The organism is Nonomuraea ceibae (assembly GCF_019396325.1).
GTDB classification, from domain to species: domain Bacteria; phylum Actinomycetota; class Actinomycetes; order Streptosporangiales; family Streptosporangiaceae; genus Nonomuraea; species Nonomuraea ceibae.
The window spans coordinates 1-22,517 of sequence record NZ_JAHKRO010000132.1 but is presented as its reverse complement, the minus strand read 5'-3'; the positions used below and the strand labels follow the sequence as shown (position 1 = coordinate 22,517).

Sequence of the window (22,517 nt, the reverse complement as noted above, 5' to 3'; positions counted from 1 at the left end):
GGGACCGCCGCCGCCTCGGCCCGTACGCCGTCGAGCCTCGCGGCGGCCTCGGCGACCCGGGCGGGCAGCTCCGCCTCGGCGGCGGCCACCTCGGCCTCCCGCTCGGCCAGGTCGTCGAGCTCCGCCGCCGCGCGGGCCAGCTTGCCGTCGACCTCGATCAGGTCGGCGGCGGCATCCCGTACGGCCTCCACGGCGGGGATCCGGGCGGCGTCGGCGCGGGCGCGGGCGAGCTGCGTCTCGGCCTGCTGAAGGAGGTGCGGCAGCTCGGCCAGGCGGGCGGTGGTGGCCTCGTCGTCGCGTTCGAGGGTGGCCAGCTCGGTTTCGACCCTGCCCAGGTCACGGCGTACGACCAGCAGGCGGGCCTCTTCGGTGAGCAGCTCCGACAGGCGGGCGCTCTCGGCCCGCCGCTGCCTCTCCAGCCCGGCAAGCCACTCGACCTGCGGCCCGGCGACAGCATGGCTGCCCGCAGCGGGGGTTGCGCTCGGGGGTGGGAGGAGCGGGTGGGCGCGGGTCAGGGCGTCGGCGGCCAGGGTGGCGGCCTTGGTGGCGGCCTCCGCGCGGTGCCGGGCGGCGGTGATCAGGGGGACGACGCGGTCGGCGCGGGCGGCGTCGTCGAGGATCGCCTGGAGCTCGGCGCGTTCCTCGGCGCGTTCGTCCAGGGTGCGGCGCAGGGTGAGGGCTTCGGCGTGGCGGCGTTGCCGGGCGGCGAGGGCGGACGCCTCCTCGAAGCGCGCGCCCGCGGAACGCCATGCCCGTTCGGCCTCGGCGTGCCGTTCGGCGGTGGTCAGCACGGCGGCCTGGGCGGCGGCCAGCAGCGCCCCGGCCCACTCGACCGGATCGTCCTCGGGTCCGGGCAGCGCCGTCTCCCGGCCCGCGTCCTCCGGGGACGCCCCGGAGTGGCCGCCGGTGGAGGAGGCGAGCTGGGCCGCATGGTCCTCGGTGGACGGCGAGGGGAGGGCCAGGTCGGTGGCGGCCTCGGCGAGGCGTTGGACGGCGTAGTCGACCTGCTGGCGCAGGTCCTGCTGGTCGCGCCAGGCGCGTTTGCGGTGGTCGGCCAGCCAGGTCTCGGCCTGGGTGAAAGTCTTGACGGTGAAGAGGCGGCCGAGGAGCTTGTGGCGGTCGTCGCCGGAGGCACGCAGGAAGCGGGCGAAGTCGCCCTGCGGCAGCATGGCCACCTGGCAGAACTGGTCGGCGTTCATGCCGAGCAGCCCGCCGACGAGGTCGCCGGCCTCGTCGGCGCGGGTGGTGAGGCCGTGCCAGGCGGCGCCGGTGCGTTCCTCGACGATGACCTTGGCCTTCTCCTCGGTGTGGCCGGTGCCGCGCAGTTTGGGGCGCTGCCAGGAGGGCGAGCGCCGGATGCGCAGGAGGCGGCCGCGGAGCGTGACCTCCAGGGTGACCGAGGGCCCGGTGCCGGCGGGGGCGTGGTCGCAGCGGAGGCTGCGGGCGCTGTTGCGCTGGCCGGGGACCTGCCCGTAGAGGGCGAAGCAGAGCGCGTCGAGGACGGTGGTCTTGCCCGCGCCCGTGGGCCCGTGGATGAGGAAGAGGCCGGACTCCGCGAGGGAGTCGAAGTCGACGGTCTCGGACCCGGGGAAGGAGCCGAACGCCGTCAGCGAGAGCCGGTGCGGCCGCATCTACGCCATCGTCTCCTTTGCCCGGGATGCCTCGATCGCCTGTCTTAGCAGCTGTTCCTCGTCGGGTGCGGCAGGCTCGCCGCGTACTTCCCTGACGAAGTCGAGCGCGACCTCCGCCTCGGGCCGGCCGCTGAGGCGCACGGGGGCGGGGGCGGCGCGGTCGCCTTCGGGGTCGAAGGACAGGGCGAGCGTGTGGGGGAAGCGGGCGCGCAGCCGGTCCATGGCGGAGCGGGGACGTACGGGGTCGGTGAGGACGACCTGCAGCCAGTGGTCCTCGCGGTCGGCGTGACGCGGGGAGGTGAGCAGGTCGTCGAGGCGCCCGCGCAGCACGGCGACGGGCCGGGGCACGGGGGCGGGCACGAAGTCGGCGCCGGTGAAGCCGCCGTCCTCGAACGTGACCAGCCACATGCCCTTGACCTGGCCGGCCTCGGAGAAGGAGTAGGCGATAGGGGAGCCGGAGTAGCGGACCGTCTCCGACATGCGCTGGCGGCCGTGCAGGTGGCCGAGCGCGACATAGCCGACGCCGTCGAACGCGGTGAGCGGCACGTGCGCGACGCCGCCCACGCTGATGTCGCGCTCGCTGTCGCTGGCCTGCCCGCCGGTGACGAAGGCGTGGGCGAGGACGACGGAGTGGCGGCGGCGGGCGGCGTCGGCGCGCACCCGGTCCATGGCGTGGGTGATCGCGGCGGTGTGGCCGCGCGAGGCCAGCTCCCACGGCCCGCGCACCAGCTCGGGCTCCAGGTAGGGGATGCCGTAGAAGGCCACGTCGCCGACGATGACCGGCTCCCAGGCCCGGTCGGGGTCGGTGCGCAGGTGGACGCCCGAGGCGTCGAACAGCGAGGCGCCGAACCCGAGCCGCCGCGCCGAGTCGTGGTTGCCGCTGATGAGGATCGTCCTGGCCCCGGCGTCGCGCAGCCGGCCGAGCGCCTCGTTGCACAGCGACACGGCGTCGACGGGCGGCAGCGCCCGGTCGTAGACGTCGCCCGCGACGGCGACCACGTCGACCTCCTCGGCGCGCACCGTCTCGACCAGGTGGTCGACGAACACCGCCTGCCCGGACAGCAGGCTCTCGCGGTGGAACGAGCGCCCCAGGTGCCAGTCGGAGGTGTGCAGGATCCGCATTCCCAGGAAGCTAACAGGCCCCACCGACACATGTGGCCACACCGGCTGGGAGTAGGCTGGAAGATCAGCGGGCAAACCAACGCACATGGGGAGGCCGATGCGGACTGGCCGTGGCACTTTGAGCGTTGCCGCCGGTCTGTTACTGGTGGCTCTCGCGTCGGTGGGTTACGTGTTGCCTCCCGCGTTCGACCCGCCGCCGCTCAAGGTCGATGCCGCTTTACAGGCGCTGCCGCCGCAGCCCCAGGGGGAGCTGCGCCACGTGAACGCGTCCTCGCTCTACGGCGAGGAGCAGATCGCGGTCCCGGCGGAGGGGCAGACGCTGGAGGGCACCGTACGGGCGCCGCTGACGCCGGGGCGTTATCCGGCGCTGGTGTTCGTGTCGGGGTCGGGCAACGGGTCGCGGACGGAGTTCGAGCCGCAGGCGGAGTTCCTGTCGATGGCGGGCGTGGTGACGCTGGCGTTCGACAAGCGCTCGGTCGGCTACAACTTCCGTGACCGCGACTTCGGGCTGCTGGCCGACGACGTGTTGCGCATGGTGGAGTATCTGAAGACCCGCCCCGACGTCGATCCGGCGCGGATCGGCATCTGGGGCGTCAGCGAGGGCGGCTGGGTGGTGCCGATCGCCGCCGCCAAGAGCGACAGCGTCGGGTTCGTGATCCTGGTGTCGTCGCCGAACGTCTCCCCCCTCCGGCAGGTCGCCTGGGCGCTCAACGAGCAGCTGCTGCGGCTGCGCGCGCCGATCGGCGTACGCGACCTGCTGACCCGGGCGATGGGCGTGGTCGGCTTCGACTTCCTGCGCTACGACGCCCAGCCCGCGCTCAACGGCATCACCCAGCCGGTGCTGGCCTTCTACGGCACCACGGACCCGTCGATCCCGTTCGTGGAGTCCACCAACGCGCTCATGCGGGCCATGAAGGCGGCGGGCAACGAGAAGTACACGATCCGCTTCATGGACCGGGGCGACCACGCCATGCGGATCAACGGCGGCGAGTTCACCGCCGGCTACCTGGAGACGATGGCCAACTGGATCCTCGGCCTGCCGGGCACGGCGGTCCCGGCGGTGCACGTGGCGGGCGCGACGCCGGTGCAGCGGTTCGAGGCGAGCGACGTGCCGGCGGCTCCGTGGTACGCGGGCGGCACCATGCTGGGGCTGACGATCTGCCTGGCGGCCGTCGGGTACGTGGCCGGGCCGGTCGCGGCGATGGTGGTGCGGCTGCGCGGCCGTCACCACACGCCGGAGGTGAACGCCCGGCTGTGGCCGCCGATCCGGCGCAGGCTGGCCAAGATGGTGTGGACCGGGGTCGGGCTGCTGGTGTCGGTGGTGGCGTTCATCATGCTGCTGGTGCTGTTCTCGATCAACCAGGCCGGGGCGTGGCCGGCGGTGCTGGCCGGCTGGCTGGTGGTGCGGGTGCTGGCCGTGCTCATGCTCGTCCAGGAGGTCACGGCTGTGGCGGCGGTGGTGTCGGGGCTGCGCGAGGGCATGCGGCCGAGCCGCTGGCAGCACGTGGCGATCGCGGGCGTGCTGGGCGGCACCGGCCTGCTGCTGGTCGCCGCCGCCTACTACGGCCTGTTCTCGTTCCCCTGGTGAGCATCCCCCTGGTGGACGTAGGCGGTCATCCAGCGGTCGATCTCGGCGAAGACCTGCTTGCGTACGGGCTCGGCCGACAGCACCAGGTCGTGGATGCCGCCGTCGAAGCGGACGCAGGTGACGTGCGGGCCGAGCGCGGTGGACCAGCGGGCGATCTGCCGGGGGTCGAGGACCACGTCGGCCGACTGCGCCTCCGGCACGAAGTCCCGTACGCGCAGTCCTGAGGCGGCGGCCAGGACGAGGACGGGCACGTCGATGCCCAGGCCGGCGTGCAGCCGCCGCTGGGCGCGCCGGATGGCGGCGAGCCAGGTGGCGTGCACGTGGAAGCCGCCGAGCGGTTTGAGGTCCAGGTCGTAGTCCCATTCGCCGTGGTGGTCGCGGTGCAGGGAGTGGCCGTAGACGCTGCTGGAGCCGAGCGGCAGCGGCCGGGTGACGTAGGACAGCGGGGTCTTGAGCAGGTCGGCGGCCAGCCGGACGGGGGCCGGGACGTTGAGGTCGAAGAACGGGCTGTTGAGCACGAGGCCCTGCACGAGGCCGCGGCCTCGGACGCGATCGGCCCACAGGGGGACGATGAGGCCGCCGGTGGAGTGGGCGTTGATCGTGAGCTCGTCGTGGTCCTGCCGGATGATCCGGACGGCCTCGTCGAGCTCGGGGAAGTATTCGGTGACGCTCCTGATGAGCCCCCTGGTCTGGTGCGGCAGCAGCGACCTGCCGTACTTGCGCAGGTCGAGGGCGTAGAAGTCGACGCCGCGGGTGACGTAGTGGTCGGCCAGGTGGTCCTGGAAGAAGTAGTCGGTGAAGCCGTGCACGTAGAGGACCGCCCTGCGGGAGGACTCGGCGCGCCGGCACAGCAGCGTCGCGACGACCTCGCCCTCGTAGTCGGGCGGGAGCTGCAGGACGGTGGTCTTGTACATGGCAGACAGCCTAGAGATCGCCGGGCCAGGAGGGCAGGCCCGGGGGCAGGTCGCGGCTGACCTTCATGGGGAAGTCGGCGGGCCGTTTCTCCAGGAACGCGGTGACGCCCTCGACGGCGTCGGCCGACGGGCCGAGCTCGGCCATCAGGCGGGAGTCGGCGGCGTGCGCCTCCCACGGGGAGGCGGCCGAGAGGCCGGACCACATCAGGCGGCGGACGGCGGCGACGGAGACGGCGGAGGTGTGGTCGGCGATCTCGCGGGCGAGGGCGTGGGCGGCGGGCAGCAGGTCGCCGGGGGCGAGGACGCGGGAGACGAGCCGGCCGCGCAGCGCCTCGTCGGCGTCGAAGACGCGGCCGGTGGCGGCCCACTCCATGGCCTGGGCGATGCCGGCGATCCTGGGCAGGAACCAGCTGGAGGCGGCCTCGGGCACGATGCCGCGGCGGGCGAAGACGAAGCCGAACCGCGCGGACGTGGAGGCGAGGCGCACGTCCATGGGGAGGGTCATCGTGACGCCGACGCCGACGGCGGGGCCGTTGATCGCGGCGATGACGGGCTTGAGCGAGCTCGCGATCCGCAGCGCGACGGTGCCGCCGCCGTCGCGCGGGTGGCCGTCGACGAGCTCCGGCGTGTCCTTGACGTGGCCGAACGTGCCGCCGCCCGAGCCGAGGTCGGCCCCGGCGCAGAAGGCGCGGCCGGCGCCGGTGACGACGACGGCGCGCACCTCGTCGTCGGCGTCGGCGCGGTCGAACGCCTCGATCAACTCACCGCGCATGGTCAAGGTGAACGCGTTGAGCCGTTCGGGGCGATTCAATGTGACTGTCGCGATCCGGTCCGCCACCTCGTACTCGATCTCAGAGAACGCCATGGACCGAATCTTATTCGGTCGTAGAAGTTCACTCATTCATAAACGTAGATTTCGTATTTTGTCCGTAGGCTGCCGCCTCGATTCGGCCTACGGCGAGGCCGTCGGGGAAGCGGGGATGGTGTGGTCCAGGGAAGGATTCGGGTGGGTGCCGTCAAGGTTCTCGGGTGGCTGGCGCTGGCCGCGCTGGCCCCGGGCGCCGCGCACCTGCGCGCGGGGTGGCGCAGGACGGGCCTGGTGCTGCTCAGCTGCTACGCGGCGCTGCTGCTGGCCCTGCTGTGGGTGGTGCTGACCTCCGGCGGCCTGGCCGGGCTGGCGGGCACGCTCGTCGACGACGCCTCGATCACCGTGGCCGCGGCCGGCTCCGCGGTGCTGGGCGTCGCGTGGTTCGCGATGATGGTGCACTCGTTCGTGGTGCTGCGGCCGGGCACGCTGCGCCAGAGCGAGCAGATCGTCACCGGCACCGTCGCCGGCCTGCTGGCCGTGGCGGTGATCGTGCCGTTCGGCGCGACCGCGCAGTACGCCTGGACCTCCCGCGACCTGATCAACAGCATCTTCAAGAACCCCACCTCCGACCCCCGGGCGCAGGGCGAGCCGGTGCGCCCTGAGGACCCGTGGGCGGGCCGGGAGCGGGTCAACATCCTGCTGCTGGGCGGCGACGCCGACGACCACCGGCCGGGCGTGCGCACCGACAGCATGAACCTGGCCAGCGTCGACGTGGCCACCGGCAACACGGTGCTGATCAGCCTGCCGCGCAACCTGGAGGACGTGCGGTTCAAGCCGGGCACGCCGATGGCCGAGCGCTTCCCCGACGGCTTCCGGCTGCCCGCCGATCCCGGCGGCGGCCGCAGCGACCTGCTCAACAGCGTGTGGGAGTACTCCGACGCGCACCCGGAGATCTTCGGCGGCAGGAAGCACCAGGGCGCCCGGGTGCTGATGGAGACCATCGGCTACACGCTCGGGCTGGAGGTCGACTGGTACGCGCTGGTCAACATGTGGGGGTTCGCCCGGCTGATCGACGCGATCGGCGGCGTCACGCTCACCGTCGAGCAGGACGTGGTGTTCGGCCGCTACAACGAGGGCCTGGTCAAGGCGGGCACGCGCAGGCTGAAGGGCGCCGACGCGATGTGGTACGCCCGCTCGCGCACCAACAGCGACGACTACACGCGGATGCGCCGCCAGCGCTGCGTGCTGGGGGCCCTGCTCGACCAGGCCGACCCGGCGACCGTGCTGAGCCGGTTCAACCAGGTCGCGGCGGCGACCAAGGAGCTGATCCAGACCGACATCCCGCGTGACATGCTCACGCACCTGGTGCCGCTGGCGATGAAGGTGCAGCAGGCCGAGGTGACGAGCATCCAGTTCGTGCCGCCGCTGATCCACACCGGCAACCCCGACTGGGACAAGATCCGCGCCCTGACGCGCAAGGAGATCCGCGAATCCAGCGGCGCCGCCCCGGTCGTGGCCTCGGCGACGCCCTCCCCCACCAGGACGAAGAAGCGCGACCCGGCCCGGGCTCAGCAGGACGAGGACCCGGCCAGGGCGCTCACGGACGGGTGCGGGAAGGTGTGACGATCCGCCCCACCGGCACGCCGCCGCCGAGCACGTCCACGCTCTCGAACGCGGCGGCGCCCGTCACGTCGCAGCCCATCCGGCGCAGCACGTCCAGGGCGATGACGGTGGTGGCGCGCGGGCTGCCGTCGATGACCTTGACCGCCGCCGCGTGACCGGAGCCGAGCGCCACGACCAGCACGCCCTCCGCGCCGCCCTTGACCAGCGCGCCGGGCAGGGCGCGCATGAGCTCGGTGTTCTGGTGGCCGGTGCCGCCGACGTACTCGGGGTGCTCGCGCATCGCGTCGGCGACCTGGCGCGGGGCGCTGCCGGGTGCGGCGCGCACCAGCGCCTGCACGGCGCGGGCGAGCCCGGTCAGCGACAGCCCGAACAGCGGCGCGCCGCAGCCGTCCACGGCGACGTGCGCGGCCTTCTCCCCCGACAGCTCCTCGGTGACCGCGCGGACCGCCTGCTGGAGCGGGTGGCCGGGCGCCAGGTAGGAGGCGGTGTCCCAGCCGTTGGCGACGCAGGCGGCCAGCATGGCGGCGTGCTTGCCGGAGCAGTTCATCCGCTCGCGTGACGGCGTGGCGCCCGCCCGGACGAGCGCGTGCAGCGTGGCCTCGTCCTCGGGCCAGGACGCCGGGCAGGCCAGCGCGCCGAAGCCGAGCCCGTACGCGGAAAGCAGCTCGCCGACGAGCCGGACGTGGAAGTCCTCGCCGGTGTGGCTGCCGGCCGCGATCGCCAGGCTCGGCCCGGCCAGCGCCGCCCCGGCGGTCAGGCAAGCCAGCGCCTGGAACGGCTTGGCGGACGAGCGCGGCAGCACCGGCGCCTCCACCGGGCCGAGCGCCACCTCGGCGCGGCCCGACGGGTCCAGCCCGACGGCGCCGCCGTAGTGGACGCTCTCGGTGAAGCCGGAGCGTACGACCTCGGCGAGGACGGCGAGTTCAGGCACGGGCGAGTCTCCTCTTCGGTACGGCGAGCCGCTGGCGGGCCTCCAGCGTGCGGGCCAGCTTGGACAGCGACAGGTTGACCAGCAGGTAGATGAGGGCGACGACCAGGTACGTCTGGATCAGCAGCCCGTTGTACGCGGCCAGCACCTTGCCGCTGTAGAGCAGCTCGGCGTAGCTGACGACGAAGCCCAGGGAGGTGTCCTTGAGCAGGCCGACCGACTGGCTCACGATGGACGGCAGCACGCGCCGGGCGGCCTGCGGCAGCACGACCAGGCGCATCGTCTGGAAGCGGGTGAGGCCGACGGCCAGGCCCGCCTCGGTCTGGCCGCGTTCGACCGACAGGATGCCGGCACGGAAGATCTCGGCGAAGGCCGCCGCGTTCGACACCGCCAGCGGCACCACCAGTTTCCAGAACAGCGGCAGGTCCAGCCCGTACCGGGGCAGCGCGAACAGCACCACGTACACCAGCAGCAGCGCCGGGATCGTCCTGACCACCTCGACGTAGGCGGCGGCGGGCAGCCGCACCCAGCGCCGGTGCGACAGCCGGCCGAGCGCGAGCATGATCCCGGCCGCCATGGCGAGCGCGGCGGTGACGACGGCGGCCAGCGCCGTGGACCACAGCCCGTCGAGCAGGTAGCGCCACATGGGCCAGGTCGCGTACGGCTGCCAGCGGGCGGCCTCGAGCTGCCCGTTGGCGGCGAACTGCCGCACGGCCAGGGCGGCGAGCGCGATCGCGGCGAGGGCGCCGAGGACGGTGGCGACGCGGATGCGGCGGCGGGCCCGTGGACCGGGCTCGTCGAAGAGCGCCGTGCTGCTCATCGGAGGATCACCAGCCTGCGTTCGAGCCGCCCGGTGACGAATCCGGCGCAGGCGGCGATCAGCGCGTAGGCGAGCCCCGCGCCGACGAAGATCGGGATGGGCTGGGCCTCGGTCAGGTTGACCCGGTTGGCCGCGGCGGTCAGGTCGACCACGCCCACGGCGGCGGCCAGCGAGGTGTTCATCGCGGTGGCGATGAAGATGTTGCCGATCGGCTGCACGACCGTGCGGAGCGCCTGCGGCAGGATGACGTGCCGCAGCGACTGGGAGAACGTCAGCCCGATCGCCCGCGCCGCCTCGCCCTGCCCCTTGGACACGGCGTTCACGCCGGAGCGCAGCGCCTCGGCGAGGTAGGCGGCCTCGTACACGGCGATGACCACGATGGCCGTGGTCAGCAGGCCGGCCTGGATGCCGATCTCGGGCAGGCCGAACACCGCCAGCACGAGCAGCACCAGCAGCGGCAGGTTCTGGAACGCCTCCACGTACGCGGTGCCGATCGCGCGCAGCACGCGCACCGGGCTCACCCGCAGCGCGGTGACGAGCACGGCGAGCACCGCCGCGCCCGCGAAGGACGCGGCGGTGAGCTGCAACGTCACGATCAGGCCCCGCCACAGCTCGGGCAGGTGATCGAACAGGACGGACATCAGGACCCCGGCACGGAGCCGATCTGGGGCGGCGCGGGCGCGTCGCCGGTGACGACGGTGCCGATGGAGTTCTTCCAGATCCGCTGCCAGACCCCGGCGTCCTGGCTCTTCTTCAGCCACGTGTTGAGGAACTTCTTGAAGTCCTCGTCCCCGTGCTTGAGCCCGATCCCGTACGGGTCCGCGGTGAACGGCTTGGTGACGATCTCGATCGACGGGTCCTTCTGCGCGTTGGCCACCAGCAGGGTCTCGTCCTGCACGTAGGCGACGCCGCGGTCCTGCTTGAGCGCCTGCATGCACTCGGGGTCGCTGCCGAACGTGATGATCTCGGCCTGCGGGGCCAGCTTCTTGATCGCGGGGATGGCCGGGGTGTTGGCGCCCGCCAGCACCTTCTTGCCGTTCAGGTCCTCCGGCTTGGTGATGCCGGTGGTGCCCTTCTTCACCGCGATGGTCAGGCCCGAGGTGTAGTACGGCCCGGCGAAGGAGACCTGCTCGGCCCGCTCCGGCGTGATCGTGTACGTCTGGAACACGACGTCCACGGTGCCGTTGGCGAGCAGCGCCTCCCGGGTCTCCGACGCCGAGTTGACGATCTTCACCTTGGGCTCGCCGATGATGTACGTGGCCAGCGCCTTGCCCAGGTCCGCGTCGAAGCCCTCGATCTCGCCGGTGACCGGGTTCTGCTGCGAGAGCAGCGGCGCGTCCAGCGATCCGCCGACGATGAGCTCGCCGCGCTTCTTGATCTTCTCCATCGTGGAGCCGGGCAGGATGTCGGCCGCGGCGGCCACGGGCGCGCCGGCCAGCACGTCGGCCTTCTTCGACGCCCCCGGCACCGCGGGGCTGCTCGCCTCTCCGCAGGCGGCGAGTCCTAACACGGCCACGGCGAGCGCGGCGACCATCCTCTTCATGTCCAACTCACTTCCTATCTTCGTTCGATATCGAAGACAACGCGGACGCTAGTGGTCTTTTTCGGAGCAAGTCAAGCGATTGTCGAACTTATGGGACACGTGATATTCATCTGCTCATGGATCAGCGGCTGCCCGTACACGGGGCGCAGGGCGACCTGCTGAGGCTCGTCGCCTTCGGCGAGGCCGAGTCGCGCGCCGACCTGGCCCGGTTATCAGGGCTGGCCGCCTCCAGCGTGTCGCTGCGGGTGGAGGAGCTGATCGAGGCGGGACTGCTCGCCGAGGAGGGCTCCGGCCCCTCACGCGGCGGGCGGCGGCCCCGGCGGCTGCGCCTGTCCCCCGGCGCGGGCGTGCTCGCCGTCGCCGACCTCGGCGCCCACCACGCCCGGCTCGGCCTGCTCGACCTGAGCGGCGTGCCGTTCGTCGTCGAGGAACGGCCCTGCGAGATCGCCAAAGGCCCCGGGCACACGCTCGGCTGGCTGGCCGACGCCTTCGACGACCTGCTCGCCGCGCACGTGCCCGCCACCGTGCCGCTGCGCGGCGTCGGCACCGGCATCCCCGGCCCCGTCGACCCCGCCACCAGCCGCGTCGTCAACCCTTCCCGCATGCCCGGCTGGAACGACTACCCCGTCGCCGAGAGCCTGGCCGCCCGCTACGACCTGCCGATCCTGGTGGAGAACGACGCCAACCTCATGGCCGTCGGCGAGGCCCGCTCCTGGCCGGGCAGCGAGAACCTGATGGTGCTCAAGGCCGGGACCGGCATCGGCTGCGGCATGATCGTCAACGGCCGCCTGCACCGGGGCCGGGGCGCGGCCGGCGACATCAGCCACGTCCCCGTCCGCTCGGCCGCCACCGTCGTGTGCGCCTGCGGGCACGCCGACTGCCTGGAGGTGCACGCCAGCGGCGCCGCCCTGGCCGGGGCGCTGGCCGCCGCCGGGATCGAGGTCGAGCGCACCGCCGACATCGTGGCGCTGGTCAACGACGCCGTCCCGGAGGCCACCAGCCTGGTGCGCGGCGCCGGGCGGCGCATCGGCGAGGTGCTGACCGCGCTGGTGAACTTCTTCAATCCGGACGTGGTCGCCGTCGGCGGCAGCCTCTCGGCCGCCGAGCCGCTGGTCACCTCGATCCGGGCCACGGTCTACGAGCGGTGCCTGCCGCTGGCCACCCGCGACCTGGAGATCGCCCCCGCCCGCGCCGGCCGCGACGCCGCCCTGCTCGGCGCGGGCGCCCTCCTGCTGGACGCCGCCCTGTCAGGCTGAACCGGCAGCGGTCAGGCGTGGAAGTAGTCCTTGGCCAGGCGTCGCACCCGGGTCTCGTCGACCGCGTGGCCGAGGCCCGGCTGGGTGAACGGGACCGCGATCACGCCGGCGTTGGCGCCGACGATCGGCTCGACGATCTGGTTGTTGCGCGGCGGCTGCGTCACGTCGCACGGCAGCGTGCAGCCGGGCAGAGCGGCGACGGCGACCGTGGCGGCGCGCGACGGACCGGCGCCCTCGCCTCCGGTGCACTGGATGTCCCAGCCCGCCGCCGACGCGCGGTCGTGGGCGCGGCGCGCCTCGCTCAGCGACGGGAACGCCGAGGGCCGCAGCAGCAGCACCTTGGCGGCCCGGACCGTCAGGTAGTCGTCCAGGTCGGCGGTGGTGCGCAGCTCGACCGCCACCGAAGCGGTCACCTGGTCCTGGAGCGCGGCGTGGGCGAAGACGTCGGTGGCCGCGAACGGCCGCTCGATGACCTCGATCCCGTACGAGTCGAGCGCCACGAGCTGGGCGTCGTCGGTGTAGGAGCCGGCGCAGTCGACGGCCAGCGTGAGCGCCGGATAGGCGGCGCGCACAGCGCGGACGGGCTCGACGTCCCAGCCGGGCCGCACGTCGAGCGTGACGTGCCCGTAGCCCGCGCACACCTGCTGGTTGACCCGGGTGACCAGGCTCTCCAGGGAGGCGTCGGGCGTGAGCCGGACCGTGGCCATCAGCGAGGTGCGGGTGCCGCCGATGGCGTCCGCCAGCGGCACGCCCCGCATCCGGGTCCACAGGTCCCAGCAGGCCAGGTCCACGGCCGGATCGTCGCCGGGGACGCTGTCGGGATGCTCCCAGTCGACGCCCACGAGCTCGGCGCCGAGCGTCTCCTCCAGGCGGGACCAGGCTTTCGGGGCGGGACTCACGGCCTCACCCCAGCCGATCATGCCGCCGTGATCCGTGAGCTTCACCAGGAGGCTCTCCGTGCGCCTGCCGAACGGCAGGACCACACGGAACACCTCAAGCTCGCGCACTCGCGGCATGTACCCCCCTTTATGACGCGGTCCCCTCCAGTGTGCCCGCCCCGGCAGGCTGGGCAAAACGCGGGGCCAGGATCGCGGCCAGGAGGGCGAGCGCGACGGTGAAGCCCAGTCCGACAAGGTACGCCTCTCCGGCCGCGGTGAACAGGGCGCCGGTGACCGCGACGGCGACGACGGTGAACACCGATTCGCCGACGCCGAGCGCCGCGCTGTTCTGGCCTTCCTCGCCGGTCCTGGACATCTCCAGCACCATCACGGACACCGTCGGGTGCAGGGCGCCGATGCCGAGCCCGGCGACGGCCATGGCCACGTACGCCAGGGCGATGGGGACCGCGTCCACGAGCACGAACGACACGAGCGTGATGCCGGCGGCCACCATGAGCGCGCCGCCGCGCAGCGCGGTCAGGTTGCTGATGGTGCCGCGGCCCTTGATCCACGAGCCGGTGGACCAGCCGAGCGCGCCGATCGTGAGGACGATTCCGGCGCCGGTGGGCGTCAGGCCGCGCTCGTTGATGAGCATGAGCGGGATCAGCACCTCGGCCGCCATGAGCGCGCCGTAGGCCAGGCCGCGCAGCACGGGCGCGGTCGGCAGCCCGCGGGCGGCCCGCAGCGCCCCGGCCGGGAGCAGCCGGGGCAGGGCGACGGCCAGCAGGACCACACCGGCGGCGAGCAGCGGGACGCCGCTGAGCTGGAGCGCGCTGCCGTACTGGATGAGGGCGGCGGCCGCGGCCGTCACCGTCGCCCAGACGAGCTTGCCGCCCAGGCCGGGGGCGGGCCCGGCGGCGCCGTCACCGCCCGCCTGACCGCCCGCCTGGCCGCCCGCGCCGCGCCACAGCAGCAGCGCCGCGGGGATCACGATGAGCGTGACGCCCCAGAAGATCCACCGCCAGTCGGTGTTCTCCACCACGAGCCCGGCGATCGCGGGGCCGACCATCGACGGCACCACCCACGCGGCCGAGAACAGGGCGAACACCTTGGGATGCATCTCCCCGGGATAGACCCGGGCCACCAGCACGTACAACGCGACCTGGATCAGCCCGGCGCCCAGCCCCTGCACGAACCGGCCGGCGACCAGCACCTCCATGGTCGGCGCGAAACCGGCGACGAGCAGCCCGGCCACGAAGCCGACGACGCCGGTCGCGATGGGCTGCATCGGCCCCCGCACGTCGCTCCACCGGCCGCCGAGCACGGTGGCGATCACGCTGGCGGCCAGGGTGGCGCTGAAGGCCAGGTTGTACAGGTGCATGCCGCCCAGCTCGCGGGCGACCACGGGCATGGCCGTGGCCACCGCCATCGCCTCGAACGCCACCAGCATCACCAGCGCGACCAGCCCGACGCTGACGGCCCGGTAGCGGGCTGAGACCACGCTCACGGGAGGCGATTCAACGGTAGTAGTCATGATCGGAAGCTATAGCGAACCCCCTGCTCAGCACATCGGGCGCAGGGCGTAGGCCGTTCGCCCTAGGGCGGCCCTGCCGTCATCGTCGACCGGCGCGCCGACGCCCCAGGCTGCCCCTCAGGGCCCGGCCCCACCCCCGGGGGCGCTCAGGTTGACCTCGGCCCACCGGCCGAGATCACGCCGCTCGATCGCGGCCGCCATCAGGCCGGGGAAGGCGTCCGGGGTGCAGGCGAACGCGGGCACCCCCATCGCCGCGAGCGCCGCCGCGTTCTCCCGGTCGTAGGAGGGCGCGCCCTCGTCCGACAGCGCCAGCAGCACCACCACCTGGACGCCCGCCCGCGTCATCGCGTTGACGCGGCGCAGCATCTCCTCCCTGACCCCGCCCTCGTACAGGTCGCTGATGAGGATGAACAGCGACTCCGCCGGCCGGGTCAGCAGCCCCTGGCAGTAGGCGACCGCCCGGTTGACGTCGGTGCCGCCGCCCAGCTGGGTCCCGAACAGCAGCTCCACCGGATCGTGCAGCCGGTCGGTCAGATCCGCCACCGCCGTGTCGAACACCACCAGCGACGTCTTCAGCGAACGCATCGAGGCCAGCACCGCCCCGAACACGCTCGCGTACACCACCGACGACGCCATCGACCCGCTCTGGTCGACGCAGAGCACCACCTCCCGCCCGACCGCCCGCTGCCGGCGCGCGTGCCCGACGAGCCGCTCCGGCACCAGCGTGCCCTTCTCCGGCAGGTAGTTGCCGAGATTGGAGTGGATCGTCCGGTTCCAGTTGATGTCGGCCACCCGCTTCGGCCTGCGCGTCCGGGCCGCCCGGTCGAGCGCGCCCGTCACGGCCGCCCTGGTCTTCTGCGCGAGCCGGCGTTCGAGCTCCGCCACCACCGACCGCACCACCGACCGCGCCGACTCCCGCGCCCGGTCGGGCATCACCCGGTTGAGCGCGATCAGCGTGCCCACCAGATGCACGTCCGGCTCGACCGCCTCCAGCATCTCCGGCTCCAGCAGCAGCCGCGTCAGGTCGAGCCGCTCGATCGCGTCACGCTGCATCACCTGGACGACCGGCGCCGGGAAGTACGTCCTGATGTCGCCCAGCCACCGCGCCACCCTCGGCGCCGACGCCCCCAGCCCGCCGCCGCGCCCCTCCCGCCCTTCGTAGACGGCCGCCAGCGCGCCGTCCATGCCCAGGTCGGCGCCCCCGAGCCGGTGACCGGTCCCGTCGGCCTCCCCGCCGCCCAGCACCAGCCGCCACCTGCGCAGCCGCTCGTCATCCATGCCGCCTCCCGAGAATCGCCAGCACCGTCGTGGCGGCCGCCGCCGCCCGCTCCGCGTTCAGCTCCCGCTCCCCCTCCGGCCCGCCCGGCGCCCCCGCCGACCGCACCCGTTCCCCGATCGCCCGCCTCTCCGGTACGGCGAAGCCGCCGAACGTCCGCCTGAGCAGCGGCAGCACCTCCACGAACTGCTGGTCGCCGAGCCCCGACAGCCACGCGTCGACCAGCCCCAGCAGGCGCGGATCGTGCACCAGCAGCAGCCCGCCACCCGCCAGGAACCCCTCGATCCACGCCGCCGCCCGCGCCGGCGGCCCGCCCCGCGACATGGCCCGCGACATCCGGTCACCGGCGTCGCCGAGCTCCCCCGCGTCCAGCAGAATCCTGGTCAACCGGCCCTCCACCAGGCCGTGCAGCTCCGGCCGGTCACAGATGCCGCGCAACGTCGCCAGCCACCGCCCCCGCGGCCCCTCCCCCCGTCCGTCGCCGTCCTCCTCCAGCAGGGCCACGGCGGCATGGACGGCATCGACATGCTCCAGCAGGGCAGTCGCGGCCCCGTCGTCCAGCGCGGCCACCGAGACGGGCAGGCCGACGCAGATCCGGTCCAGCATCGAACGCACGATCACCGCCAGCCCCTCCGCCGGCGTCCCCCGCACGTCCCCGTAACGGTGGGCACGCGCCATCGCGGGCAGCGCCGCCATCAGGTGCGTCACGTCGGTGTCGACCGCGGCCCTGGCCGACAACGCCCCCAGCACCTCGGGCAACGCCTCCGGCAGATCGGCCAGCAGGCACTGCTCGACCAACCCGGTCAACCCCGCCAACGACAACCCACCCCCAACGCCCCCAGCCCTTCGCCGGGCTGCGAGCCCTGGAGCGGGGGCGGGCCCACCGCCCCTCCCCCCGGGCCCGGGGGCGGCCCCTCCTCTTCCCCCAAGCCCAGGAGCAGGAGCGGGGGAAGCCCCGGGAGCCGGAGCGGGCCCGGTTCGTCCGCGCACGGGGGCTGGGGCGGAGGCGGGGGTGGTGGCCTGGTCGCGGGCGTGGCGGGAGGCGGCGGCCGCCACGGTCGTGCCCAGGGCCGCCCGCTCGATGAGCGCCAGGTCGAACTCCGGCCGCCACCGCAACGCCCACGACTCCCGGAACGTCCCCTTCCCCCGCGCCTCCACCGGCTCCCCCCAGCCCACACCGAGCAGCCGCAACCGATGCAGCAGGCGGCTGCGCGCCAGGTCGAGCGCCTTGCGCAGGTCGAGGTCGAGCCGCCGGTCCGCCGCCTCCGGCCGCAGCCGCGTCACCCGCTGCTGGTCGCGCAGGTCACGCTGGAGCGGCACCATCGGCGTCCCGTCGGTGACCCGGCCCAGCCGGTCGCCGACGACCATCCGCCGCTGCACCAGCTCCACCGCCAGCTCGTCACCCTCGCACAGCACCGCCCTGACCGCCTCGGTGACCTCGCCGAGCCCGGCGAGCGGCCTGCCGCGCAACGCCGCCAGCCCCTCCGCGAGCCGTACGGCCTCGATCACGTGCGCGGGCGACACCGCCAGCCCCTCCTCGCGCAGCACCGCCGCCGCGCCCGCCAGCCACCGCTCCACCGGCCGGTCCGGCACCGTGAACAGATGGTCGTACCAGCCGGGCGAGCTGACCCCCGCCCCGTAGCCGCTCCACCAGGCCAGCCGCCCGTACGTCCACGGCACCCACGTCAGCGCGGCCTTCACCCGCGGCATCCCGCGCAGGACCGCGTCGTCGTCCTTGACCGGCGGCAGCGGCCCGGTCAGCGCGGGCACGTGCCAGGCGCCGCACACGACGGCGATCCGCTCGTGCCCCTCCTTGACGGCCGCGCGCAGCGTCCTGCGCATGTACGCCTCGCGTCTGGCCTCCCGGCCGGCCGGCGCGTACCCCTCCCGGACGGCCGCCATCGCCTCGGCGATCACCTCGAACGGCGTGTCGCCCCGGTGCTCGACGACGTCCTCCCACCACCGCTCCGGATCGTCGTACCCGGCGGCCTCCGCGAGCGCGCCGATGGGATCGGTCTCCCGGGGCCGCTCGTCCTCGTCCGCCGCCAGGCTGCAGGCCGCCGGAAGGTCGCAGAAGCGTACGGGGACGCCCGCCTCGGTGGCGTACAGCATGGCCTGCCACTCCGGCGAGAACGCCGCGAACGGCCAGAACGCCGCCGCGTCGGGCCTGCCCGGCACGTGCGCCAGCAGCGCGACCGGCGGCTCCAGCTCGGGCGCCAGCCCGACGAGCCCGTCGGCCTCCGGCGGCCCCTCGATCAGCACCACGCCGGGCCGCAGCCGCTCCAGCTCGGCCCGCACCGCCCGCGCCGACCCCGGCCCGTGATGCCGCACCCCGAGAACCGTCACCCCCACCGCTCCCCCACCTCCCCACCCCGAACCGCCCCCGGAAACCAACCCCCCGGCACCCCCTCGCCACACCACTCCACCCCCGAAGCCCACAACCCCCTCAGCGGGCACGCCACCCCCGCAAGGCCAGCCACCGCCAGCGAGCGCCCCACCCCCGCGATACACCACCCCGCCCACGCAAGACACGCGACCTCCGGAAGGCCCGCCGCCCGAGGAGGCCGCGACCCCGCCGAAAGCCACGCCACCTGCGCAAGGCCAGCCACCGTCAGCGGACGCCCCACCCCCGCAAGACATCCCACCCACGCAAGGCACCCGACCTCCGGAAAGCCCGCCGTCCCAGGAGGCCGCGACCCCGCCGAAAGGCACGCCACACGCGCAAGGCCAGCCACCGTCAGCGAGCGCCCCACCCCTGCAAGGCGTGTCATCCCCAGAGGTTGCGGGTCCCTCGGCGGGCTTTCCGGCCCTCGGGGTCGCGTCCCCCTAGGAAAGCGCGCCGTCTCGTGGAGCCGCGCCGGTCCCAGGTCGGCCAGCCCTCGGGCCGCCCGTGGGGCGGGGAACAGATCTCGGGGAAGGTGTGGGGTCGGCGTCATGACACCTCGCGGCAGGCGCGGTAGAAGTCGCGCCAGTCGGAGCGTTCGCGGACCACCGTCTCCAGGTATTCGCGCCACACCACCCGGTCCGACACCGGCTCCTGCACCACGGCGCCGACGAGGCCGGCGGCCACGTCGGCGGGACGCAGGACGCCGTCGCCGAAGTGGGCCGCCAGGGCGATGCCGCTGGTCAGGACGGAGATGGCCTCGGCGGTGGAGAGCGTGCCGCTGGGCGACTTGAGCTTGGTGCGCCCGTCCTCGGTGACCCCGGCGCGCAGCTCGCGGAAGACGGTGACAACGCGGCGGATCTCGGCGGGCCCGGCGCCGGTCTCGGGCAGCTCCAGCGACCGCCCGAGCTGGGCAACGCGGCGGGTGACGATGTCGACCTCCTCCTCGGCGGTGGCGGGGACCGGCAGCACGACGGTGTTGAAGCGGCGGCGCAGCGCGCTGGACAGCTCGTTGACGCCGCGGTCGCGGTCGTTGGCGGTGGCGATCACGTTGAAGCCGCGTTCGGCCTGGACCTCGCGGTTGAGCTCGGGGATCGGCAGCGTCTTCTCCGACAGCACGGTGATCAGCGCGTCCTGTACGTCGGACGGCATGCGGGTGAGCTCCTCGACGCGGGCGAGCCGCCCCTCGGCCATGGCGCGCATCACGGGCGACGGGGTGAGGGCGTCGAGGGACGGGCCTTCGGCCAGCAGCCGGGCGTAGTTCCAGCCGTAGCGGATGGCCTCCTCGGCGGTGCCGGCGGTGCCCTGGACGAGCAGGGTGGAGTCGCCGCTGATGGCGGCGGCCAGGTGCTCCGACAGCCAGGTCTTGGCGGTTCCGGGCACGCCGAGCAGCAGCAGCGCCCGATCGGTGGCGAGGGTGGCGACGGCGACCTCGACGATCCGCCGGGCGCCTACGTACTTGGGCGTGACGCGGTCGCCGTCGCCGAGGATGTACGCGGTGACGGCCCACGGCGACAGCTTCCAGCCGGGCGGCCGGGGCCGGTCGTCCTCCTTGGCGAGCAGGGCCAGCTCGTCGGCGTACTGGTCTTCGGCGTGCGGGCGCAGGACGGTCATGGGGAGAGCTCCCTCAGCATGTCGGCTCGGAAACGCAGGAGGGCGGCGACCTCCTGGACGGGCGGCACCGGCGAGAACCCTTCGGCCAGGGCGGCGAGCGCGGGGTCGATGCGTTCGCCGGCGAGCCTGACCAGCTCGCCGAGGTTCCACGGCTGGGTGGCGGCCACCCTGACGATCTTGCGGAGGACGGCGGTGGCGAGCCGCTCCCGCCAGCACGGCGCGACGCCGCCCAGCACCATGATCAGCTGGCCGTCGGGGTCGTGGTCGTTGACGAACCCGGCCGCCAGCTCCTGCTGCTCGTCCGGCGGCAGCGCCTCGAGCAGGTCGGCGATCGGATCCCAGGCGAACATCGCCCGCGCCCACTCCGGGTCCCGCTGCAGCACCGCGGCGCGCACCCAGGCGGCCCGCACCTCGTCGTGCCATTCGGGCATGCGCTTGCGCAGCATCCGGTGCGGCGGCAGCTCCCACGTCGACAGCGGCGCCCGGGCGATCACCTGTTGCAGCCACCACGCCCGCTCGCCGATGCCGCGCGGCGGCTTGGCGCGTACGCCGTCGCGCTCCATCGCCTTGTCGCACGCCTCGGGCGCCTCGACGTGGATGACGGCGGGGCCGACGGCCAGGCAGCGGCGGGCCCGTTCGGCCATCCGCCCGGCCAGCCGCGAGCCGGGCAGCCGGGTGAGCAGGTTGGCCGCCTCCTGGCGCACCTCGCGCCTGCGGTCGTCGAGCGCCGCCTCCAGGAACGGCTCGTCGTCCATCGACAGCCCGGCGGCCATCACCGCCATGAACGCCGCCCGGTCGTCCGGCGTCTCGCGCTCCCACGTGCTCTCCAGCAGCCGCCGCGCCTCGCCGGGCTCGGCGGCCCGCAGCCGCCGCAGGTAGGCGAGCCGGTCGGCGGCGCTGCCGAGCTCCCACGTCTCACCGGTGGGCTCCTCCAGCAGGTACGCCCACCGCTCGGCCCGCTCCGCCAGCCACCTGCCGCGCCGGCCGGCGAGCCTGCCGATGTGCGCGCGGATCGACCGGTCGGACAGGCCGTGCTCCAGCAGCTCGGGCAGCACCGCAGGCGGCACCCTGCGGCCGGTGGCGGCCGCCGCCTCCAGCCATTCGCCCAGCAGCCTGCGCTGGTCACCTCCCATGATCCGCACCAACCGCCCTGCCGCCGCCCGCCCGACGACGACCTGCTCCTCCTCGGGGGCTGGCCGTCCGATAGCGGCCTGCTGTATAGGGACCGGCTGCCCGCTGGCCGCCTCGCCCTCATCCGCTGCCCGTCCGATGAGGGACTGCCCCTCCTCGGTGGCGGGCCGTACGGGGGTGGGGGCTCCGGGGGCGGGCCGTACGGGGGTGGAGGTTTCCGGGGTGTGAGGTTCGGGGGTGGGGCGGCGGCCGGCGCGGCGGCGGGCTGTCTCGACGGCCGCGTCGGCCAGCAGGTCGCCCTGGTACGGCCTGCGGTCGGTGCCCACGAGGGCGGTGGAGGTCAGGGCGTCCCAGTGCACCCGATCTGCGGGCGAGGTCACAGGATCACCGCCATTCCGTCGTCGTCCCAGGTGGTGAGCAGGTTGAGCCCGTACGGGGTCCATTCGGCGGCCACGGTCACCGGCCGGCCACCGGAGACGGCGAGCAGCCGCCACCAGGCGCGGGTGACCCGCCGCAGTGGGAAGCCGCCCACCGAGGCCGCGCCCGCAGCGGACGTGCCTACAGAGGACGTGCCTGCCGAGGGCGCGTCCGGCACCACGCCGGCCAGGACCAGGGGCCAGGAGTCGGTCCACGGGTCGGCGGCCAGGGCGGCGGCCACCTCGCCCATCGCCTCGTCCGGCGTCAGCCCGGGCGGCACCCGCTCGGTCGGGGCCGCGACGTCCGGGTGGTGGGTGGCGACCAGGGCGCGCAAGGGGGCGGCGCCCGGGTAGAAGGCCAGGTCGGCGTCGATCGTGGAACCGGTGACCAGGGAGGCGTCCAGCGGGCGGCCAGGCGGCGCGAACGACAGCACGAGGGCGGCCCGGCCCGTCTCGCGGCCGCGCAGCCAGACGCGGCGGGCGGTGAGCCGGTCCTGCGTCTCGTCGCGCAGGCCGAGCACGTCCCACAGGTCACGGACGGGCGGCCTGGTCAGGACCGTCTCCCGGGTGACGGGGAAGCCGGTGCGCATCATCACCGTCTCGGCCAGGTCGGGCGGCAGCTCGGCGCGGCGGCGGTAGGCGACGGCCAGCAGGTGGAGCAGGGCGTACTCCTCCAGGAGACGCCCCGGCCACTCGTCCATGGCCCTGACGCGCGCCAGCCGGGAGACGGCACCGGCGGCTCCGGGGGCCTGGGCGTCGACGAGCCGCTTGGCCACGCCCTCCCAGTAGTGCTCCCCGGCCCCCGCGAGGCCTTGCCGCACCTGGTCGGCGAGCCACCGCTCCAGCTCCGCCATCCCGGCCGCCACCCGCCCCTGCCGCACGACCCCGGACGCAGTCGCGGCCACAGCCCCAGCTCTGGACCCGGTCCCGAGCTCGGCCGCAGGCTGGGGCGCGGACCCGGGCCCGGCCGCGGAGACAGCGCCAGCCTCAATCCCTGACGTGGCCTCCGGGGCGGTCGTCGGGGGGTGCGGTGGGGTGGTGGGGGGTGTGGG

18 protein-coding genes are annotated in these 22,517 nt (G+C 74.1%); 3 read left to right on the top strand and 15 right to left on the bottom strand.

Annotated elements, in window-relative coordinates; genetic code table 11:
- Positions 1-1,631, bottom strand: a 1,631-nt coding sequence (locus KME80_RS43145) for an AAA family ATPase (RefSeq protein WP_219517370.1), incomplete at its 3' end; no start/stop codon positions are given.
- A complete protein-coding gene (locus tag KME80_RS43140) occupies positions 1,632-2,753 on the bottom strand; it encodes an exonuclease SbcCD subunit D (RefSeq protein ID WP_219517368.1) in 1,122 nt (373 codons plus the stop codon).
- A gap of 145 nt (positions 2,754-2,898) precedes the next feature.
- On the opposite strand from KME80_RS43140, the gene KME80_RS43135 reads away from it, so the two are divergent.
- A complete protein-coding gene (locus KME80_RS43135; protein ID WP_308126171.1) occupies positions 2,899-4,341 on the top strand; it encodes an alpha/beta hydrolase family protein in 1,443 nt (480 codons plus the stop codon).
- Here KME80_RS43135 and KME80_RS43130 read toward each other — a convergent pair.
- Complete coding sequence (locus KME80_RS43130; protein ID WP_219517364.1) at positions 4,314-5,255, bottom strand: alpha/beta hydrolase; 942 nt, start codon at positions 5,253-5,255, stop codon at positions 4,314-4,316. The two genes, KME80_RS43135 and KME80_RS43130, sit on opposite strands and share 28 nt — an antisense overlap.
- 10 nt (positions 5,256-5,265) lie before the next feature.
- A complete protein-coding gene (locus KME80_RS43125; protein ID WP_219517361.1) occupies positions 5,266-6,120 on the bottom strand; it encodes a crotonase/enoyl-CoA hydratase family protein in 855 nt (284 codons plus the stop codon).
- Positions 6,121-6,261: 141 nt separating this feature from the next.
- Between KME80_RS43125 and KME80_RS43120 the strand changes: the two genes are divergently transcribed.
- Positions 6,262-7,686, top strand: a complete 1,425-nt coding sequence (locus tag KME80_RS43120) for an LCP family protein (protein WP_308126170.1) — start codon at positions 6,262-6,264, stop codon at positions 7,684-7,686.
- On the opposite strand, the gene KME80_RS43115 is transcribed toward KME80_RS43120, so the two are convergent.
- The 4 genes from KME80_RS43115 to KME80_RS43100 are packed head-to-tail and all read right to left on the bottom strand — an operon-like array spanning position 7,661 to position 10,977.
- The gene (locus KME80_RS43115) at positions 7,661-8,617 is read right to left on the bottom strand and encodes an asparaginase (protein WP_219517360.1); all 957 of its coding nucleotides are present in this window, start codon (positions 8,615-8,617) and stop codon (positions 7,661-7,663) included. The genes KME80_RS43120 and KME80_RS43115 overlap by 26 nt on opposite strands.
- Positions 8,610-9,434, bottom strand: a complete 825-nt coding sequence (locus tag KME80_RS43110; RefSeq protein WP_219517358.1) for an amino acid ABC transporter permease — start codon at positions 9,432-9,434, stop codon at positions 8,610-8,612. Before KME80_RS43110 ends, KME80_RS43115 begins: the two co-directional genes overlap by 8 nt.
- Positions 9,431-10,075 carry an amino acid ABC transporter permease gene (locus KME80_RS43105; protein ID WP_219517356.1) on the bottom strand — a complete coding sequence of 215 codons (645 nt, stop codon included), beginning with the start codon at positions 10,073-10,075 and terminating at the stop codon, positions 9,431-9,433. Before KME80_RS43105 ends, KME80_RS43110 begins: the two co-directional genes overlap by 4 nt.
- Complete coding sequence (locus tag KME80_RS43100) at positions 10,075-10,977, bottom strand: glutamate ABC transporter substrate-binding protein (protein ID WP_219517353.1); 903 nt, start codon at positions 10,975-10,977, stop codon at positions 10,075-10,077. Before KME80_RS43100 ends, KME80_RS43105 begins: the two co-directional genes overlap by 1 nt.
- Before the next feature lie 116 nt (positions 10,978-11,093).
- Here KME80_RS43100 and KME80_RS43095 point away from each other — a divergent pair, with 116 nt between their 5' ends.
- Positions 11,094-12,233: an ROK family transcriptional regulator gene (locus tag KME80_RS43095; RefSeq protein ID WP_219517351.1), complete on the top strand. Its 1,140-nt coding sequence runs from the start codon at positions 11,094-11,096 to the stop codon at positions 12,231-12,233.
- 11 nt (positions 12,234-12,244) lie between these two features.
- On the opposite strand, the gene KME80_RS43090 is transcribed toward KME80_RS43095, so the two are convergent.
- The 7 genes from KME80_RS43090 to KME80_RS43060 form a co-directional block, all read right to left on the bottom strand.
- Positions 12,245-13,249, bottom strand: a complete 1,005-nt coding sequence (locus KME80_RS43090) for an enolase C-terminal domain-like protein (protein WP_219517349.1) — start codon at positions 13,247-13,249, stop codon at positions 12,245-12,247.
- A 10-nt stretch (positions 13,250-13,259) separates the two neighbouring features.
- Positions 13,260-14,618 carry an MFS transporter gene (locus KME80_RS43085; RefSeq protein WP_308126169.1) on the bottom strand — a complete coding sequence of 453 codons (1,359 nt, stop codon included), beginning with the start codon at positions 14,616-14,618 and terminating at the stop codon, positions 13,260-13,262.
- A gap of 144 nt (positions 14,619-14,762) precedes the next feature.
- Positions 14,763-15,923, bottom strand: a complete 1,161-nt coding sequence (locus KME80_RS43080; RefSeq protein ID WP_219517347.1) for a VWA domain-containing protein — start codon at positions 15,921-15,923, stop codon at positions 14,763-14,765.
- On the bottom strand, positions 15,916-18,273 hold the full coding sequence (locus KME80_RS43075) for a DUF5682 family protein (RefSeq protein WP_308126168.1): 2,358 nt from the start codon (positions 18,271-18,273) through the stop codon (positions 15,916-15,918). The genes KME80_RS43080 and KME80_RS43075 overlap by 8 nt, the downstream gene beginning before the upstream one ends.
- Before the next feature lie 580 nt (positions 18,274-18,853).
- Positions 18,854-19,918 (bottom strand): ATP-binding protein, encoded by a 1,065-nt coding sequence (locus tag KME80_RS43070; protein ID WP_219517345.1) that lies wholly within the window; start codon positions 19,916-19,918, stop codon positions 18,854-18,856.
- Positions 19,915-21,429: a DUF5691 domain-containing protein gene (locus tag KME80_RS43065; protein WP_308126167.1), complete on the bottom strand. Its 1,515-nt coding sequence runs from the start codon at positions 21,427-21,429 to the stop codon at positions 19,915-19,917. Before KME80_RS43065 ends, KME80_RS43070 begins: the two co-directional genes overlap by 4 nt.
- On the bottom strand, positions 21,426-22,370 hold the full coding sequence (locus KME80_RS43060) for an SWIM zinc finger family protein (protein ID WP_219517344.1): 945 nt from the start codon (positions 22,368-22,370) through the stop codon (positions 21,426-21,428). Before KME80_RS43060 ends, KME80_RS43065 begins: the two co-directional genes overlap by 4 nt.
- Between the last annotated feature and the right edge of the window lie 147 nt (positions 22,371-22,517).

Excerpts from the sequence above, each read along its gene's own strand:
- KME80_RS43140 (WP_219517368.1), bottom strand. The coding sequence starts at position 2,753 with ATGCGGATCCTGCACACCTCCGACTGGCACCTGGGGCGCTCGTTCCAC.
- KME80_RS43130 (WP_219517364.1), bottom strand. The coding sequence starts at position 5,255 with ATGTACAAGACCACCGTCCTGCAGCTCCCGCCCGACTACGAGGGCGAG.
- KME80_RS43125 (WP_219517361.1), bottom strand. The coding sequence starts at position 6,120 with ATGGCGTTCTCTGAGATCGAGTACGAGGTGGCGGACCGGATCGCGACA.
- KME80_RS43110 (WP_219517358.1), bottom strand. The coding sequence starts at position 9,434 with ATGAGCAGCACGGCGCTCTTCGACGAGCCCGGTCCACGGGCCCGCCGC.
- KME80_RS43105 (WP_219517356.1), bottom strand. The coding sequence starts at position 10,075 with ATGTCCGTCCTGTTCGATCACCTGCCCGAGCTGTGGCGGGGCCTGATC.
- KME80_RS43100 (WP_219517353.1), bottom strand. The coding sequence starts at position 10,977 with ATGAAGAGGATGGTCGCCGCGCTCGCCGTGGCCGTGTTAGGACTCGCC.
- KME80_RS43095 (WP_219517351.1), top strand. The coding sequence starts at position 11,094 with ATGGATCAGCGGCTGCCCGTACACGGGGCGCAGGGCGACCTGCTGAGG.
- KME80_RS43090 (WP_219517349.1), bottom strand. The coding sequence starts at position 13,249 with ATGCCGCGAGTGCGCGAGCTTGAGGTGTTCCGTGTGGTCCTGCCGTTC.
- KME80_RS43080 (WP_219517347.1), bottom strand. The coding sequence starts at position 15,923 with ATGGATGACGAGCGGCTGCGCAGGTGGCGGCTGGTGCTGGGCGGCGGG.
- KME80_RS43070 (WP_219517345.1), bottom strand. The coding sequence starts at position 19,918 with ATGACCGTCCTGCGCCCGCACGCCGAAGACCAGTACGCCGACGAGCTG.